The organism is Streptomyces sp. NPDC046915, from assembly GCF_040644935.1.
Taxonomy (GTDB): Bacteria; Actinomycetota; Actinomycetes; order Streptomycetales; family Streptomycetaceae; genus Streptomyces.
Window position 1 is genome coordinate 459625 of the sequence record NZ_JBEYXB010000004.1, and the last position, 16502, is coordinate 476126.

The 16502-nt window shown below is 69.9% G+C and carries 13 protein-coding genes; 4 read left to right on the forward strand and 9 right to left on the reverse strand.

The genetic code is table 11. The features are described 5' to 3' along the window. Positions 1 to 6: 6 nt before the first annotated feature. The 6 genes from ABZ915_RS13330 to ABZ915_RS13355 all read right to left on the reverse strand — a co-directional run bounded on the left by ABZ915_RS13330 (position 7) and on the right by ABZ915_RS13355 (position 7872). A complete protein-coding gene (locus ABZ915_RS13330) occupies positions 7 to 903 on the reverse strand; it encodes a carbohydrate ABC transporter permease (protein WP_361800596.1) in 897 nt (298 codons plus the stop codon). Then, the gene (locus tag ABZ915_RS13335; RefSeq protein WP_361800599.1) at positions 900 to 1865 is read right to left on the reverse strand and encodes a sugar ABC transporter permease; all 966 of its coding nucleotides are present in this window, start codon (positions 1863 to 1865) and stop codon (positions 900 to 902) included. The genes ABZ915_RS13330 and ABZ915_RS13335 overlap by 4 nt, the downstream gene beginning before the upstream one ends. A 20-nt stretch (positions 1866 to 1885) precedes the next feature. Further along, positions 1886 to 3151 carry a sugar ABC transporter substrate-binding protein gene (locus tag ABZ915_RS13340; protein ID WP_361800602.1) on the reverse strand — a complete coding sequence of 422 codons (1266 nt, stop codon included), beginning with the start codon at positions 3149 to 3151 and terminating at the stop codon, positions 1886 to 1888. Between the two features lie 247 nt (positions 3152 to 3398). After that, the gene (locus ABZ915_RS13345) at positions 3399 to 5243 is read right to left on the reverse strand and encodes a glycoside hydrolase (RefSeq protein ID WP_361801003.1); all 1845 of its coding nucleotides are present in this window, start codon (positions 5241 to 5243) and stop codon (positions 3399 to 3401) included. 11 nt (positions 5244 to 5254) lie between these two features. Beyond that, a complete protein-coding gene (locus ABZ915_RS13350) occupies positions 5255 to 6499 on the reverse strand; it encodes an ROK family transcriptional regulator (protein ID WP_361800605.1) in 1245 nt (414 codons plus the stop codon). Between the two features lie 128 nt (positions 6500 to 6627). After that, positions 6628 to 7872 (reverse strand): FAD-binding protein, encoded by a 1245-nt coding sequence (locus tag ABZ915_RS13355; protein WP_361800608.1) that lies wholly within the window; start codon positions 7870 to 7872, stop codon positions 6628 to 6630. A 120-nt stretch (positions 7873 to 7992) separates the two neighbouring features. Between ABZ915_RS13355 and ABZ915_RS13360 the strand changes: the two genes are divergently transcribed. The 4 genes from ABZ915_RS13360 to ABZ915_RS13375 all read left to right on the forward strand — a co-directional run bounded on the left by ABZ915_RS13360 (position 7993) and on the right by ABZ915_RS13375 (position 13391). Continuing rightward, a complete protein-coding gene (locus ABZ915_RS13360; RefSeq protein ID WP_361800611.1) occupies positions 7993 to 9000 on the forward strand; it encodes a hydroxyacid dehydrogenase in 1008 nt (335 codons plus the stop codon). Then, positions 8997 to 10064 (forward strand): LacI family DNA-binding transcriptional regulator, encoded by a 1068-nt coding sequence (locus tag ABZ915_RS13365; protein WP_361800614.1) that lies wholly within the window; start codon positions 8997 to 8999, stop codon positions 10062 to 10064. The genes ABZ915_RS13360 and ABZ915_RS13365 overlap by 4 nt, the downstream gene beginning before the upstream one ends. A 183-nt stretch (positions 10065 to 10247) precedes the next feature. Continuing rightward, positions 10248 to 11591: a radical SAM protein gene (locus ABZ915_RS13370; RefSeq protein WP_361800617.1), complete on the forward strand. Its 1344-nt coding sequence runs from the start codon at positions 10248 to 10250 to the stop codon at positions 11589 to 11591. Positions 11592 to 11876: 285 nt separating this feature from the next. Then, complete coding sequence (locus tag ABZ915_RS13375) at positions 11877 to 13391, forward strand: cellulose-binding domain-containing protein (protein ID WP_361800620.1); 1515 nt, start codon at positions 11877 to 11879, stop codon at positions 13389 to 13391. Positions 13392 to 13448: 57 nt separating this feature from the next. Here ABZ915_RS13375 and ABZ915_RS13380 read toward each other — a convergent pair whose 3' ends face one another. The 3 genes from ABZ915_RS13380 to ABZ915_RS13390 are packed head-to-tail and all read right to left on the reverse strand — an operon-like array spanning position 13449 to position 16386. After that, the gene (locus ABZ915_RS13380; protein WP_361800623.1) at positions 13449 to 14489 is read right to left on the reverse strand and encodes an ABC transporter substrate-binding protein; all 1041 of its coding nucleotides are present in this window, start codon (positions 14487 to 14489) and stop codon (positions 13449 to 13451) included. A gap of 17 nt (positions 14490 to 14506) precedes the next feature. Beyond that, a complete protein-coding gene (locus ABZ915_RS13385) occupies positions 14507 to 15568 on the reverse strand; it encodes an ABC transporter permease (RefSeq protein WP_361800626.1) in 1062 nt (353 codons plus the stop codon). Continuing rightward, a complete protein-coding gene (locus ABZ915_RS13390; RefSeq protein ID WP_361800629.1) occupies positions 15565 to 16386 on the reverse strand; it encodes an ATP-binding cassette domain-containing protein in 822 nt (273 codons plus the stop codon). The genes ABZ915_RS13385 and ABZ915_RS13390 overlap by 4 nt, the downstream gene beginning before the upstream one ends. Positions 16387 to 16502: the final 116 nt, after the last annotated feature.

Sequence of the window (16502 nt, forward strand, 5' to 3'; positions counted from 1 at the left end):
CCTAGCTCATCCCTTGATACCGGTCTGCGCGATCCCCTGCACCAGCCAGCGCTGGAGGAAGAGGAACACGAACACCAGGGGCAGGATGGAAATGGCGGTGGCCATGAAGATCGTGTGGAAGACGACGGTCTGGTTGGTCATGTAGTTGGACAGTGCGACCTGCACGGTCCACGCGTCCGGGCTCTGGCCGATGACCAGCGGCCACAGGAAGGAGTTCCAGCCGCTGATGAAGGTGATGGTGGCGATCGCCGCGAAGAAGTTCAGCGAGTTCGGCACCACGACACGCCAGTACGCGCCCCAGTAGCCGAGTCCGTCCACGCGCGCCGCCTCCTCCAGCTCCTTCGGGAACCCCAGGAAGTACTGCCGGAACAGGAAGCAGGTGAAACCACTGAACAGACCCGGAATGATCAGACCCCGGTAACTGTCCACCCAGCCGAGCGACGACACCAGCACGAAGCTGGGGACGAAGGTCACGGCGGTCGGGACCATCAGGGTGCCGAGGACCGCGTAGAAGACCTTGTTGGCGTGCTTGTAGGGGATGCGGGCCAGGGCGTAGCCGGCGAGGGAGCAGATCAGCAGGACGCCGCTGGTGTGCAGGACGGCGACGAGCGCGGAGTTCAGCAGCGACCGGCCGAAGGGCACCATGGGGTCGTTGAACAACTCACTGAAGTTTCCCCACTGAAGGTGCGTGGGAAAGACCTTCCAGTGCTCTCCGGTGATCTCGGGGTCCGTGGAGAGGGCGTTGCGGACCATGATGTAGAACGGGATCAGGAACAGGAACGCGGCGACACTGACGGCTATGTAGAGGCCGGTGTTGCCCATGACGCCGCCCCCGCGCCGGGCGCGGCGCGGCCGGTTCGACGGCGGCGCGCTCTTGTCGGTCTCTGGTGCGGTGGTGGTCACTTGGACTCCTCCCCCCTTCCGAAGCCCATGATCTTGCCCTGGAACAGGGTGAGTACGCAGATCAGCACGGTCAGGATGACGGCGCCCGCGCTGCCGGATCCGTAGTCCTGGTTCTCGCCCAGGGCGCGGTAGTACAGCTCGACCAGCGGCGGGCGGCCCCAGGTCGTCTTCGACAGCAGGTTGAAGAACTCGTCGAAGGCCTGGTAGGCGGCGACGAGCAGGAGCAGGATCACCGCGGTCGAGGTGGCCCGCAGCTGGGGCAGGGTGATGTACCGGAAGGTCTGCCAGCCCGGCTTGGCGCCGTCGATGGCGGCGGCCTCGTACAGCTCCTGGGGGATGTTCTGGAGCGCGGCCAGGAACAGGATCATGTAGAAGCCGGACTGGAGCCACAGACGGGCGGTGACGATGACCAGCCAGTACCAGGGCGGGTCGGGGGTGATCAGCCAGGCGATGTTGTCGATCCCGAACCAGCCGAGAACCGTGTTCGCGAGGCCGAAGCGGACCCCGTTGAAGATGGACATCTTCCAGATCAGCGAGGCGGCGACATAGCTGCACGCCGTGGGCAGGAAGAAGACCGAGCGGAAGAACGCCCGCATGAACCTGAGCCGGTTCACCATCATGGCCAGGCCCAGGGACAACGCCCAGGTGGTGGGCACGATGAACGCGGCGAAGACGGTGAAGGTGCCGAGGGAACCGACGAAGTCGTCGTTCGTCAGCATGAAGTGGTAGTTGTCGAAGCCGACGAACTTGCTCGGCGTGACGGTGAAGCGGGCTTCGAAGAAGCTGAGGTAGACGCTCCATCCGATCGGGACGTAGACGAAGATCGCCAGCCCGATGAGGAACGGGGCGGAGAAGAGCCAGAAGTTGAAGGTGCTGCTGGCCCGCAGCCCCCGCCGCGGCCTGGCCTTCGCAGGCTTCGCCGGGGCGGGGTGCGCGAGGTCGCGCGTCGTGGTCGTCGACATGGTGCAGTTCCGCCCGCGGCCTATCCGAAGAGCTTCTTCAGCTCGCGGTTGACCGCCTTGTCGGCCTTGTCGAGGGCCGCCTCCGGGTCACCGCCCTTGCGGACGGAGTCGGCGAAGACGTCCTCCAGCGCCGTGATCATGGCCTGCGTCCAGCCGATGTTGTCGAAGTGCCCGAACTCGTTGAAGAGCTTGACGCCCTCGGCCGCGTTGCCCGACTTGAGCTTGGTGGCCGTCGAGGCGATGGACTTGCGCGGCGGAATGTGGAAGCCGTACGAAGTGGCCCAGTCCTCCTGGTACTTCTTCTGCTCGATCCACAGCCACTTCACGTACTCCTTGGCCGCGTCCACGTTCTTGCCCTTGGCGTTGACGAACATCGACCAGCCGCCGTTGTAGACCGACTGCTTGCCGTTGTCCGTGACCTTCGGGAAGGGGAAGATCCCCCAGTCGTCGCCGAGCGCCTGCTGGAACTGCGGCATCGCCCACATTCCGCAGAACTGGATGGCGCACAGGCCCTGGTTGAGCGCGGACGGGTCCCAGTAGTCGGTCGGGGCGCCGAGCAGGAGGTGGCCGCTGGTGAACAGCTTGCGCATCTTCTTGATGCCCTCGACGACGCCGTCCGTGTGGTAGGCGATCTGGTTCTTGTCGTCGAGGGTGTCGGCGCCCGCCGACCAGATCATCGGGTTGATGACCGCGTGCAGGTCGTTGCCGATGTACAGGCCCTTGACCTTGCCGGTGGTGAGCTTGGCGGCGGCCTCCATCAGCTCGTCGAACGTGGTCGGGGGCTTGACGCCCGCCTTGTCGAGCATCGACTTGCGGTAGAAGAAGAACTGCGGGTCGTCGATCATCCGGACGCCGTAGACCTTGCCGTCGACCGTGTGCGACTTGATGTCGGCCGGGTTGAAGTCGTCCTTGACCGGGTCGATGATGTCGCTCAGGTCCGCCACCTGGCCGCTCTTGACCATCTGGATCTGCGGGTGGAACTCGAACAGGTCGGGCGCGTTCTTGGTGAGCAGCGTGGCGAAGAGCTTGCTCTCGAAGTCGGCACTGGTGATCCACTGCGTGGTCACGTTCGCGTCCTTGTAGGCCGCCGCGTACCGCTTGAGGGCCTGCTGGGTGCCTGCCTCGCCGTAGGCGTGGAAGAACTGGGTGAGCTGCTTGCCCGAACCGCTGCCGCCGCCCCGGCCGTTGTTGCTGCCACACGCGGCCAGCGTGCCGGCGGCGGCCAGGCCCGCGGCGGCCCGGAATATGGAACGGCGGTCCCAGTTACTGCTGCTCATTGCCGACATGCTGACGTCCTTGTCTTGTCGAGTGGTGCTGTGGCTCTTCGCTTCAGCTCGGCGCCGGATGGCTCGATGGCTCGAAATGCTGCTGCGGTGCGGGACGTTAACCTTCGGCTAAGGCTTCGGCAAGGGGTTGGACGAAGTCTGTTCGAAGCGTTGTGTCCGGTTCGGAATCGCGAACAAGGGGGAGGTGTGGGTGGGTTGAGGGCCGCCGGGTCAGGGGGGCTGGCCGGCGGCCCTCGGTCAGGGGTGACTAGGCCTTGTTCCAGACCTCGTTGGAGCCGCCGTTGCAGCTGTAGAGGATCACCTTGCCGCCGTCGGCGGTGGCCTGTCCGCTGACGTCCAGGCACTTGCCCGACGCCTCGCTCAGGATCTGGCCGTTGGCGTTCAGCAGCCAGCGCTGGCTCGCGTCACCGGTGTACTCGGGGGACGTCGTCAGGCCCGAAGCACCGGCGGTGAGATAGCCGTTGGCGCCCTTCAGGGTGCCCTTGGCGTCGTACGACCAGGATTGTCCGGCCTCGCCGGTGCAGGTGCCGATCGCGGCCCCGGAGGCGTCCGCCGTCAGGCACTTGCCGGACTGCTTGCCCTGCCAGGCGCCGGTGACCGCCGAACCGCCGTGGCCCCGCTGGTCGAAGACGTACGTCGTGACGGAGCGCGCGGCGAGCGTCGCGGACACCGTGCCGTCGCTGACGGACGGCTTGGCGACGTCCGCCCAGTTCTCGGTGGCCGAGGTGCGGACGGCCTGCCTGGCCCGTACCGGCGCCTCGCTGTTGAAGTGCAGGTTCAGCGCGGTGTCCGTGGTGTTGTGGTTGTTGACCACGACGACCCACTTGCCGTCCCGGTCGTACGACGACACCTCCACACCGTCCGGCGCCCCGGTCACGTTGTGCGCGACCGAGCCCGGTTTCACGAACTTGCTGTACTGGCCGAGCGCGTAGTACCGCTTGGTGAAGTACAGCGTCTGGTCGCCGTTCGTGGCGTAGTCGGGGTCGTAGTAGATCAGGCCGTCGTTCCAGCCCTCGTCGTTCTTCGTGGCCGGGTCGCTGCCGTACCCGCTGGCGAGCGCCACCCACCACTGGAACGCCGAGTCGTGGGAGCTCGCGAAGTCCTTGTGGATGATCCTCGACATCAGCAGGGCGTTGTCGATGGTCGGGTCGTACTCCTGGTTCCAGCCCGTGGTGCCCTTGCCGAAGCAGCAGATCTCGGTCGCCCAGGACTTCTTGCCTGCCGTCTTCGCCGTCTCGTAGACGTTGCCGAGCTGGCCGTCGTTCGGGTTGTTGTACGTGTGGTGGGCCAGCGCCGACACGTACTGCGCGGTGCCCGGCTGCGAGATCCACTGCGGGACCTCGGACACGAACTGGGTCGTCTGGCTGGACTCGTCCGCGATGACGGAGGTCTTCTGGTGCCGGGCCCGCTGCTCGGCCCCCAACGCCCGTACGATGTCGTCGCGTTGGTCGGGGGTGACCTTCATGCCCTCCTGACCGCACGAACCGAAGTCGTTGTCCGGCTCGTTGAAGGGGCTGATGTAGTCCAGCCGGGCACCCGTGCGGGCGAAGTGGTCGGTGACGTCGGCGACGTACTTGGCGAAGTCCGACTCGTTCTCCGCCTTCAACTGGCCGCCGCAGCTCTGCCCGTTGGTCGTCCACCGGGCGGGCGCGCTGTTGACGAAGCCGATCAGGTCCTCGACGCCGTACTTCGCGGCGTATTCGAGGAACGTCCGGCCGCCCTCGTCCTTGCTCCAGTCGTAGCTGCCGTCGGACTTCAGGAAGTCCTCGGCGGCCCGGGCCGGCGTGGTGACGGCGACTCCGCCACCGCCGATGTTGTAGCGGTACGAACTCAGGTCCAGCCCTTTGGAGGAGAACAGGAGCTTGGCCACCCGGGCCTGGACCTTGGGCGAGAAGTGCTGGAGGTCGTTGACCCACCAGGCGCCCGACGCACCGATGTCGTCGATCGTCTGGGCGGCGTGTGGGGAGACCTCGGCCGCCGTGGGGGTGGCGGCCGAGGAGGGCGGGGCGGATATCAGGGGTCCCGCGACGGCGAGCGTGGCCGCGGCGGTCAGAAGGACCGGTCTGCTGCGGTGGGGGTGAGGCATGTGCATCCCTTCCGTCGTCATGAAGGTGGTGCGGTACGGCTCCTTGCAGGGGTGGTGCGTTTCGCGGTCCTCTGTCCCACCGACTGCAGGGCACCCTCCAGTGCGAACGTCGCCGCGCCCAGGCAGGCCGGATCGGTGGGAATGGGGGAGAGGACGATCTCGGTGGCGGCGAACGGCCGCCTCAGCGCGTGCCGCCCGACGGCCTCGCGCACTTCGTGCAGCAGCGGTTCGCCGAGCCTGCGGGCGACCCAGCTGCTGAGCACGACCACTTCGGGGTTGAGGACGTTGACCAGGTTGGCGATGCCCGCGCCGATGTAACGGGCCGTCTCCCGGACGACCTTGAGGGCCACGGGATCGTTCGCGTCCACGCCGCAGGCCAGCGCGTCGATGGTGGCGGTCTGGTCCTCGGGGTGCAGCAGCGGGCTCTGCGGGCTCAGCTCCCGCAGGTTCAGCATGATGCCGGGCGCGCCGACGTAGGCCTCCACACAGCCGTGGTTGCCGCAGCGGCACAGCCGTCCGTCGAGGACGAGCGTGGTGTGGCCCCACTCGCCGGCGCTGTTGCTCACTCCCCGGTACAGCCCGCCGTGGAGCGCGAGCCCCGCGCCGACGCCGGTCCCGAGGTTGACCACCACCGCGTCCCCTCGCCCGCGCGCCGCCCCGAACCACATCTCGGCGACCGCGCCGGCGCGCAGCGGATTGTCCAGGTAGAGGGGGTAGGCGATGACCTCGGACAGCAGGTCGAGCAGGGGTACGTCGTGCCAGTCCCAGTTGGGCGCGTACTCCGAGACGCCGGTGTCCCGGTCCACCTGCCCCGGCACGCTCACCCCGACGCCCAGCACCCGAGCACCCTCGATGCCGGCCTGCGCGACCACCGAGCCGACGGCGGCGGCCACATGGCTGACCACCTGCTCCGGCAGGCTCTCACCGGGGCGCATGTCCTCGTCGGCGCGGGCGAGCACGTTCAGCGCGAGGTCGAAGAGCTCCACGTGGACGTACGTCTCGGCGATGTCCACGCCGATCAGCGCGCCCCCCGAGGCGTTGACGGCCACGAGTCCCCGGGGGCGGCCCCCGGCCGAGTCCTCGAAGCCGACCTCGGTGATCATCCGCAGGTCGAGCAGCTCGCCGACGAGCGTGGCGACCGTGGCCAGGCTCAGCCCGGTGGCGGCCGCCAGCTCCTGCCGGGAGGTGGGCGAGTGGGCGATGATCTGGCGCAGCACCTCGTAGCGGTTCGCGGTGCGGATGTCACGTGATGTGCGCTTCACAGGGTTGCCCCCGTCCCTTCAGCTCAGGCAGGCCGGGGCACGTCGGCACCGGCGCGGCGCAAGATTATGGTCTGCGGAGGACTTTCGACAAGGGGTTAGGAAAGGGGCTTTATAAAGTCCGGTGCTCTTCAGGTGCCGAGGACATCCTGCACGAAGGCGTTGGTGAACTTGCCGGTGGGGTCGAGAGAGTGGGTCAGCGCCAGGAAGTCGGTGAGGTGTGCATACCGTCGACGGAGATCGTATGCAGACATCGCATACACCTTTCCCCAGTGCGGCCGCGGATCGAAGGCGCCCAGCACCTCCTCCACCCGCCGCACCACCGGCAGCACCGCCGCCGCGTCCTCGACCCAGGTGAAGTGGACGGCCACCGAGTCCCGCCCGTGGGCCGGGCTCAGCCACTGCCGGTCGGCGGCGACCGTCCGCACCTCACACGTCTGGAGCACGGGGGCCACCGTCTCCCGGATTCCGTCGATCGCATACAGCACACCGAGGGCGGACGACCGCGGCAGCAGATACTCCGACTGCAACTCCGCCCCACTGCTCGGCGTGAACTCCGCCCGGAAGTGCGGCAACCGCTCGTGCCACGGCCCCGGCACCCCGAACTGCTCGGTGCAGTTCTCCGCCGGCATGCCCGGCACCGGATGCAGCGCCACGGTCGCCGGCGCGGCCCACGGGAAGTCCACCGGCGCCTGGTCGGTGCGCCGCTTCACCCACACCTGCCGGAAACCGGCCGCCCGCGCGTCGGTGAACAGGCTCACGCTGTACGCGGCCCCCGCCACCGCCTCGAAGTCCAGCCCCTCCAGCGGAAGTTCCGTGAACAGGTGCTGCTCCACCTCGTACGCCGGTTCCAGGTCCAGGGTCAGTGCGGTGACCACCCCCAGCGCGCCCAGGGAGGTCACCGCGCCGTCGAAGCCCGCCTCCCCGCGCGCGAACGTCACCGTAGAGCCGTCCGCGACGACCAGTTCCACCGCGCGCACCGCCGCGGCCAGCGGCCCGTTGCCCACCCCGGAGCCGTGCGTGCCGGTCGCCACCGAACCGGCCACCGAGATGTGCGGCAGCGAGGCCATGTTGGGCAGGGCGAGGCCGTGCGCGTGGACGGCGCGGGCCAGTTCCGCGTACCGGACGCCGCCCGAGACCCGTACCGTACGGGCCGCGGTGTCCACGTCGAGCACCGGCGGCAGACCGGCGATCGACAGCAGGACGCCGTCGGCGCCCGGGTCGGCGATCGTGTTGAAGGAGTGCCCGCTGCCCAGCACCCGCGCCTTCGTGCTGCCGGCCACCAGGGCCCGGAGCGCGTCGAGCGAGTGCGGACGGTGCAACTCCTTCGCCGTGTAGGTGATGTTGCGCGCCCAGTTGGTGACCGCCTGAGTCATCCCTGCCCCTCCCGGTGACTGCGTGTCCATGACTGCGTGTCCATTGACCCTCTCATTCGCCGCCGCCTACCGTAGAGACCGGTTGCTATCCATGCGTCACCGAGCCGGAAGGTCACTTCCTTGCCCGAGCGTCCCCAGGCACTGTTCGCCATGACGGACCAGAACGTGCCGCACATCTTCCCGCCGGTGGTGCTCGCGCGGCTGCGTGAGCACGTAGAAATCGATCCCACTCTGGTGGCACGGGACTTCACCGACCCACGGATCCGGGAGGCGCTCGCCCGCACCGAGGTCCTCATCACCGGCTGGGGCTGCCCCCGCCTGGACGCGGCCGCCCTCGACGCGGCCCCCCGGCTGCGCGCGGTGCTGCACGCGGCCGGCTCGGTCAAGGGCTTCACCACCGAGGAGGTCTGGCGGCGCGGCATCGCGGTCTCCTCGGCCGCCGCCGCCAACGCGCTGCCCGTCGCCGAATACACCCTCGCCATGATCCTGCTCGCCGGGAAGGACGTGTTCGGCTACCGCGACCAGCTCCGCACCCGCCGCGAATTCCCCTACGGCGAGATCCTCCCCGGCATCGGCAACTACGGCCGCCGCGTCGGCGTCGTCGGCGCCTCCCGCATCGGCCGCCGGCTGATCGAACTGCTGCGCCCCTACGACCTGAGGGTGAGCCTCGCCGACCCCTACGTCGACGAGACGGAGGCCGCCCGGCTCGGCGTCCCGCTCGTCACGCTGGACGAACTGCTGCGCACCTCGGACATCGTCACCGTGCACGCCCCCGAGACCCCGGAGACCCGGCACCTCGTCGGCGCCCGCGAACTCGCCCTGATGCCCACCGGCTCGGTCCTGATCAACACCGCGCGCGGCTCGCTCGTCGACCACGAGGCCCTCGTCACCGAGTTGCGCGCCGGACGCCTGAGCGCCGTCCTCGACGTCACCGACCCCGAGCCGCTGCCCGCCGACTCGCCCCTCTTCGACCTGCCCAACGCCTTCGTCACCCCCCACCTCGCCGGCTCCCAGGGCAACGAGGTGGCCCGTCTCGGGCAGACGGTCGTGGACGAGGCCGAACGGCTCGTGACCGGCGGCCGGCTGGCGTACGCGATCGACCACACCGCGCTGGAGCGGGCGGCGTGACCACGGCGAAGCGGACGCAGCCGGCGGGCGGCGACGCCTCGACCGTGCGGGACGTCGCCGCGCGCGCCGGGGTCTCCGCCTCGACCGTCTCCCGCGTCCTCGGCGGCACCTACCCGGTGGCCGAGTCCACCCGCGCCAGGGTCCTCAAGGCCATGCGTGAACTGGACTACGTGGTCAACGCGCACGCCCGGGCCCTCGGCGGCGCCACCAACAAGACGGTCGCCTTCGTCGTCGACGACGTCACCGGACCCTTCTACGCCCACATCGCGCGCGGGGTGGAGGAGCAGGCCTCCGCGGAGGGCCGCCTGTGCATGCTGTGCACCACGCACGGCGACCCGCGCCGCGTCCTCGCCGTCGTCGAGACCATGCGCGAGCAGCGGGCGGACGCGGTGATCGTGGTCGGCGGCGCCTGGGAGGACAAGGCCTACCAGGACCGCATGACCCACTTCGCGCACGCCCTCGACCGGGCGGGCTCCCGGCTGGTCCTGGTCGGCCGCCCGCCGCTCGGACCGGGCGTGCCCGCCACGGTCGTCGACTACGACAACGAGGGCGGCGCCTTCGCCCTGACCACCCATCTGCTGTCCGCCGGCCACCGGCGCATCGCCTACCTCGGCCGGGTCCCCGGCCTGTCCACCAGCGGCCAGCGCATCCGCGGCTTCACCCGGGCCCACGAACTCCTCGGCCTGGCCCCGGATCCCGCCCTGATCCTCGACGGTGCCTTCTCCCGCTCGTACGGCTACCGGGCCATCCGTGAACTCCTGGACGGCGGCGGGGAGTTCACCGCGGTCTTCGCCGCCACGGACATGATCGCCACCGGGGTGATCCAGGCCCTGCGCGAGGCGGGCCGGCGCATCCCCGACGATGTCGCGGTCGCCGGGTACGACGACATCCCGGTCGCCCGCGACGTGTATCCCGCGCTCACCACCGTGCGCGTCCCCCAGGAGGAGCTGGGCCGCGCCGCCGTCCGCCTGGCCCTGCACCGCGACGAGCTGCCCGACGGCCAGCATCTGGTGCTGGGCACCCATGTGGTGCTCCGGGAGTCGACGCGGCGGGTGGCCGACTGACCATCACCCCCCCGGCGGCCGACTGACCATCGCCCCCCGGCGGCCGCCCCCTCCCCCCTCGGCGGCCCGTCCCCTCACCCTTCGGCGGCCGACACCTCACCCATGGGGGGACCCGGCCGGGCAGTCGCACAGGCGGGGGCATACCGTGAGGAGTCGAACGCCTGAGCCGGGAGGAGACACGGGATGGGCAGCCGCACCGCGCTGGTCGAGGATCTGATGGAGAGGTTCCCGCACGTACCTCGGGAAGCCGTCTTCAAGGAGGACCTGCTCCGCGGCGGGGTCGCCTTCGACGCGTCCGCGCTCTCCGACAACGAGAACGGCGAGGTCAAGCCGAAGTCGTACTTCATCTTCTCCTTCGACCACGGCACCCTGCCCGAGCTCGGCGAGGCCGCGCTGCGCCGGCCCCCCGAGGAGATCATCCTCACCGGCGGCCCGTACGACCTGCGGCGCACCGTCGTCTCCGTACGCGTCAACCCGGCCTCGCCCTACCGGGTCGCCGCCGACGGCGAGGGGCTGCTCGGGCTGTACCTCGACGGGAAGCGGATCGCGGACGTCGGCGTGCCGCCGATGCCCGAGTACTACCGGCACACCCTGTCCAACGGGAAGTCCGTGATGGAGGTCGCCCCGACCATCCAGTGGGGCTACCTGATCTACCTGACCGTCTTCCGGGTCTGCCAGTACTTCGGCGCCAAGGAGGAGTGCCAGTACTGCGACATCAACCACAACTGGCGCCAGCACAAGGCGGCCGGCCGCCCGTACACCGGCGTCAAGGACGTGGAGGAGGTCCTCGAGGCGCTGGAGATCATCGACCGGTACGACACCCAGAAGGCGTCCACCGCCTACACCCTCACCGGCGGCGCCATCACCAAGACGGTCGCCGGGCGCGACGAGGCCGACTTCTACGGCCACTACGCCAAGGCCATCGAGGAGCGCTTCCCGGGCCGCTGGATCGGCAAGGTCGTCGCCCAGGCGCTGCCGCGCGACGACGTGCAGCGGTTCAAGGACTACGGCGTGCAGATCTACCACCCCAACTACGAGGTGTGGGACCGCCGCCTGTTCGAGCTGTACTGCCCGGGCAAGGAGCGCTACGTCGGCCGCGACGAGTGGCACAAGCGGATCCTCGACTCGGCCGAGATCTTCGGCGCGCGCAACGTGATCCCCAACTTCGTGGCGGGAGTGGAGATGGCCGAGCCCTTCGGCTTCGCCACCGTCGACGAGGCCATCGCCTCCACCACGGAGGGCCTGCGCTTCTTCATGTCGCACGGCATCACGCCCCGCTTCACCACCTGGTGCCCCGAGCCCACCACTCCGCTCGGCAAGGCCAACCCGCAGGGCGCGCCGCTGGAGTACCACATCCGGCTGCTCCAGGCCTATCGCCAGACCATGGACGACTTCGGCCTCTCCTCGCCCCCCGGCTACGGGCCGCCCGGCCCCGGACGCGCCGTGTTCTCCGTCAGCTCCTTCATGGACAGCCTTCCGGCGCGGGAACCGGCGGAGGAATCGGCGGAGGCACCGGCGCAGGTGTAACCCTTCCGCGACGGACGGTGAGTAGAAACGCGGTCCCGTCCGTACAAGAGGCCGGAGTTGTGGGTCACGGCGGGCACGCATGCGCCGGCCCCGGTCGTCATGTCCGTATCATCCGGGCTGACATGCCGGGGCGGAGCATGGTCGTGGGGTTACCGGCAACCGGTTTTGAATATGCCGCTTGTCAGTTGTGTCTGAGGCGTGAAAGGCTCTGGCCCTGCCGTGAGGTTCCCCCCAACTCCGTTGCCAATATGGTGAGTTGACCTCGCTCGTGGATGCAGGAGACCCATGCCCGACCTGCCGAAGCCCCAGGACGCCGTCGAGGCCGCACTGTTCTCCGAGTACTGGGACGCGGTGCTCTCCTATGCCGATCTGTGCACCTCCGGCGCCGCCTCGGCCAACGAGCTGGCCACGGAGGCCTTCGCGCTCGGCCTGCGGGAGGCCCGCGCCGCCGAGGCCTCCCCCGGGCGTGGCGCCGGCCGCCGGCCGGCCCGGCTGCCCATGATCCCCCTGCTGCTCGCCGCCGTACGCACCACGGCGACGGCGTGGGAGGCAGGCGGCCGCGGCCACAAGCTCGATCCCGACCTCAGGCTGTGGCTCAACTCCGACAAGGCCGCCCGCTACACCGGACCGCCCCTGCTGCGCCCGGTCGCCCTGTGCGGCCTGCGGGACATGCAGGACGCGGACGCGTCGCTGCTGTGGCTGGCCGAGGTGGAGGCGCTGCCGCTGCCCGACGTGGCCCGCCGCCTGGGCCTCGACCCGGCCGACGCGGCCCGCGAACTGGACCAGGTACGCGGCCTGTTCCGGGACCGCTGCCACCGCGCCCACGTCGACTCGCCGATGGACGCGCAGTGCCGCAGCTACGCGCGTCTCCTCGACGCGGTCACCCGCTCGCCCGCCGCCGACACCCCCGAGGACCTCTCGCGGCACCTCGCCACCTGTGTGCAGTGCGCGGAGGCCGCCGCCTGCCTGCGGCTGCACGGCGGTGGCATACCCGCGGCCCTGGCCGGCGGCGTGATCGGCTGGGGCGGCCTCGCCTACCTCGAGCGCCGCCGCCGCGCCGTGGAGGTGCGCCAGGGCAAGGCGCACCCCCAGCAGCAGGACCCGGAGGCCGGGGAGCTCAGGGACGCCACGCACCGCCACCGGGTCGTGCGCAACGGGCTGCTCGGCGCCGCCGTACTGCTGTCCCTGCTGGCGCTCGGGGTGTCGATGATGCCGTTCGGCTCCGGCCACGACACCGCGGCCGCCCGCGACGACCGTCAGCCGGTCGCCGACCCCAGCCCCTCCCTGCCGTCCGCGGACCCGCTGCCCTCGGCCTCGGCCCGCTCCACCGGCCCGTCCTCGCGCGGTACGGCGAGCAAGTCCGACCCCGCCGATCCCGTCGGCTCCGACTCCGACCCGGAACCGCAGGGCACCTCCTCCTCGACCGCCCACGAGACCCCCAGCGGCAGCGCCACCGGCGGCGGTGGCAGCGGCGACACCGGCACCTCGGCCGTCTGCCGGGTCCAGTACGACCTCGTCAACCAGTGGCCCGACGGTTTCCAGGCCACCGTCACCGTCACCACCGACGAGGCCCTGTCCGGCTGGAGCGTCGCCTGGTCCTTCCGTGACGGCCAGTCGGTCGGCCAGATGTGGGACGCGAGTGTCAGCCAGAACGGCTCCCGGGTCACCGCCACCGCGGCCGACTACAACAAGTCCGTCGCCGCGGGCGGCACCCTCTCCTTCGGATTCCTCGCCTCCTGGCACGGCGACAACTCGGCGCCGTACCACTTCACGCTCAACGGCGAGAGCTGCGCGAAGTAGCGCGGCCGGTGGCCCCCGACGAGGAAGGGGGTCCACCGGCCGTCGTGGGCGGGCCGGTCAGCAGCCCGACTTGTAGAAGTACTTGCTGACCGCGGGCTGGTTCATGTTGTCCTTCGTGATGGCGACCATGTCGGTGCCCACCGACTTCTGGACCGACTTGCCCTCGAACGCGGCGGCGAGCTGGTCGACGGCCTGCCTGCCGATCGCCGCCGGATCCTGGGCGACCAGGACCTGGAGGGTGCCCGCCTTGAGCGCGGCGATCTCATCGGGCTCGGCGTCGAAGGCGGCGACCTTGACCTTGCCCTGCTTGCCCGCCTGCTTGAGGCCGGTGGCGATGCCCTGACCGGTGTTGGTGTTGCCCGCGAAGGCGCCGCCCAGGTCGGGGTGTGCCGCCAGCGTCGACTGGATCTGGGAGGCCGCGGTGGCCGGCAGGTCGTTGTCGTAGAGGGTGGGCAGCACCTTGATGTCCGGGTACTTGGCCATCTCCTCGGTGAAGCCCTTGATCCGGGCATCGGTGGTGGAGACGCCGGGCTTGACGCTGATCACGATCACCGAGCCCTTCTTGTTCATCAGCTTGGCGAGCGCGTCGGCGGCGACCCGGCCGCCCTTCTCGTTGTCGGACGAGATGCGGGTGATGCCGACCGACGAGTCGGTGACCGTGGTGTCCACGAGCGCGACCTTCGTCCCGGACGACTGGATCTGCTTGAGCGAGGGGGTGAGCGCGCTGGTGTCCACCGGCGAGATCATCAGCCCGTCGGGCCGGGCCGCCGCGACGGAGTCGAGGAGGGGCCGCTGGACCGACACGTCCCACTGCGCGGAACCGTCGGCGGTGAACTCCATGCCCTTGGCCTTGGCCTCGGCCTTGGCCGCGCAGGTCATGGTGATGTAGAAGGGATCGCTCTTCACACCGGTGATCAGCCGGACCTTCTTGTGGGTGGCGCCGCCCGAGGACCCGGAACCGCCGCTGTCCGACGAACCGCACGCGGCGGCGCCGGTCAGGGCCAGCACGACGCCCGCGGCGACCAGCAGCCTGCGCCTGCCGCGAGGACCCGGCACACTCGACACACTCCACCCGCTCGGCATACTCGACTTGGACATGACGGTGCTCTCCTTGATCATGAGCGCTCTCGGGTCTTCCTGCGCATCTGGTCGATGTAGACGGCCGCCACCAGCACGACGCCCACCGCCACGTCCTGCCAGTACTGCTGGACGCCGATGACGATCAGTCCGGTGGTGAGCACGGCGGGGATGAACACGCCGATCACGGTGCCCAGCACCGACCCGCGCCCGCCGAACAGACTGGTACCGCCGAGGACCACCGCGGTGATCACCTTGAGGTTGTCGGTGGAGTGACCGGCGATGGACGTCGTGCCGTACGAGGCCAGCCACATCACCGCGCCCAGCCCGGCCAGCAGACCCATCAGCCCGTACACCTTGATCAGGTGCCGCCCCACCGAGATGCCCGCGCGTCGTACGGCGGCCGGGTTGGAGCCGATCGCCAGGGTGTGCTCGCCGAACGTCGTACCGGCCAGCACCGCGCCGAACACGGCGGTGACCACCGCGGCCAGGACCACCATCCACGGGATGCCGAGCACCTTGCCGAAGCCGAGGCTGTTCTGGAGATGGGTGGCGGCCGCCCCGGCCGGATCCTGGCCGCCGGTCGCGAGTTCGGCCAGGCCGAGCGCCGCGCCGAGGCCGCCGAGCGTCACGATCAGCGGGGGCACCTTCCCGGTCGCCACCACCGCTCCCTGGAGGGCGCCCCACGCGGTGCCGACGGCGAGGGCGATCAGGACGCACACCGCGACCGTGCCCCAGCCCGCTTCGGCCCCGCCGTGGTGGAGGTTGTACTCGCCCGCGGCCACCGCGGCCAGGACGAGCACCGAACCGATGGACAGGTCGATGCCCGCCGTGATGATCACGTACGTCATGCCGACACCGAGCACCAGATAGATGGAGGCGTTCACGGCGATCTGCGTGAGGTCGTACGTGGTGAAGAACTTGCCGGGCGCGGCGATGGTGAAGAACGCGACCAGCGCCGCGAGGATCACGAAGGTCCACACTTCGCTGATGCCGGCCGCCCGCCGCAGCCACACTTGGACCGCCGCCCCCGTGCGAGGGGGAACGGGCGGATCCTGCGCCGGAGCGGGCGGTGTCATCTTCTGGCTGTCGGCGGTCATCCCCCGTCCTCCGATTCCTTCACCGCGGCCGGGCCGAGGGCCTGGTCCTGCCGCGCGGGGTCGTCCAGCGATCCGGTCATGGCCCCGACGAGCTCCTCGATCGTGGTGTCGGCCGCGGTGAACGAAGCGACCCGCCGGCCCAGCCGCAGCACCTCGACCCGGTCCGCCACCGACAGCACCTCGGGCATGTTGTGGCTGATCAGCACGGTGCAGATGCCCCGGTCGGCGACCCTGCGCACGGTCTCCAGAACACGGGCGCGCTGCACGACGCCCAGCGCGGCGGTCGGCTCGTCCATGAAGATGACCTTGTTGGCGAACGCGACCGCGCGAGCCACGGCCACGGACTGCCGCTGACCACCCGACAACGTTGTCACCGGAGCGGTCACGTCCTTCAGTTCCACACCGAGCTCGGCGAACGCCTTGACCGCGTCCCGCCGCATGGCGGGCCGGTCCAGCACACCCAGGCGACCGAGGACACCTCCGCGCACACGTTCCCTGCCGAGGTACAGATTGGCCGCCGCGTCGAGGTCGGGCGCCAACGAAAGATCCTGGTAGACGGTCTCGAGGCCGTGGCGCTGCGCGTCCATCGGCCCGGTGAACCGGACCGGCACCCCCTCCAGGCGGACCTCGCCGCCGTCCGGGGCGACGACGCCCGACAGTACGTTCACCAAAGTCGACTTCCCGGCACCGTTGTCACCGATCAGGGCGACGACCTCGCCGGGGTATGCAGTGAAGTCCGCGCCCTGGAGCGCCTGGACGTGGCCGAATCGCTTGACGATGCCGGATGCCGTGAGAAGTGGTTCCCTTGCAGAGGCCATGTGTGCCTTCTGGTTGGTCTCGTTAACAGTCCGTCGAATTCTGGGCAGCCCGTGAGTGGGCGTCAAGGGCCGCGTGCGAACAGAGACCTGCGTGTTGCGGGGATGATCGGTGGCGC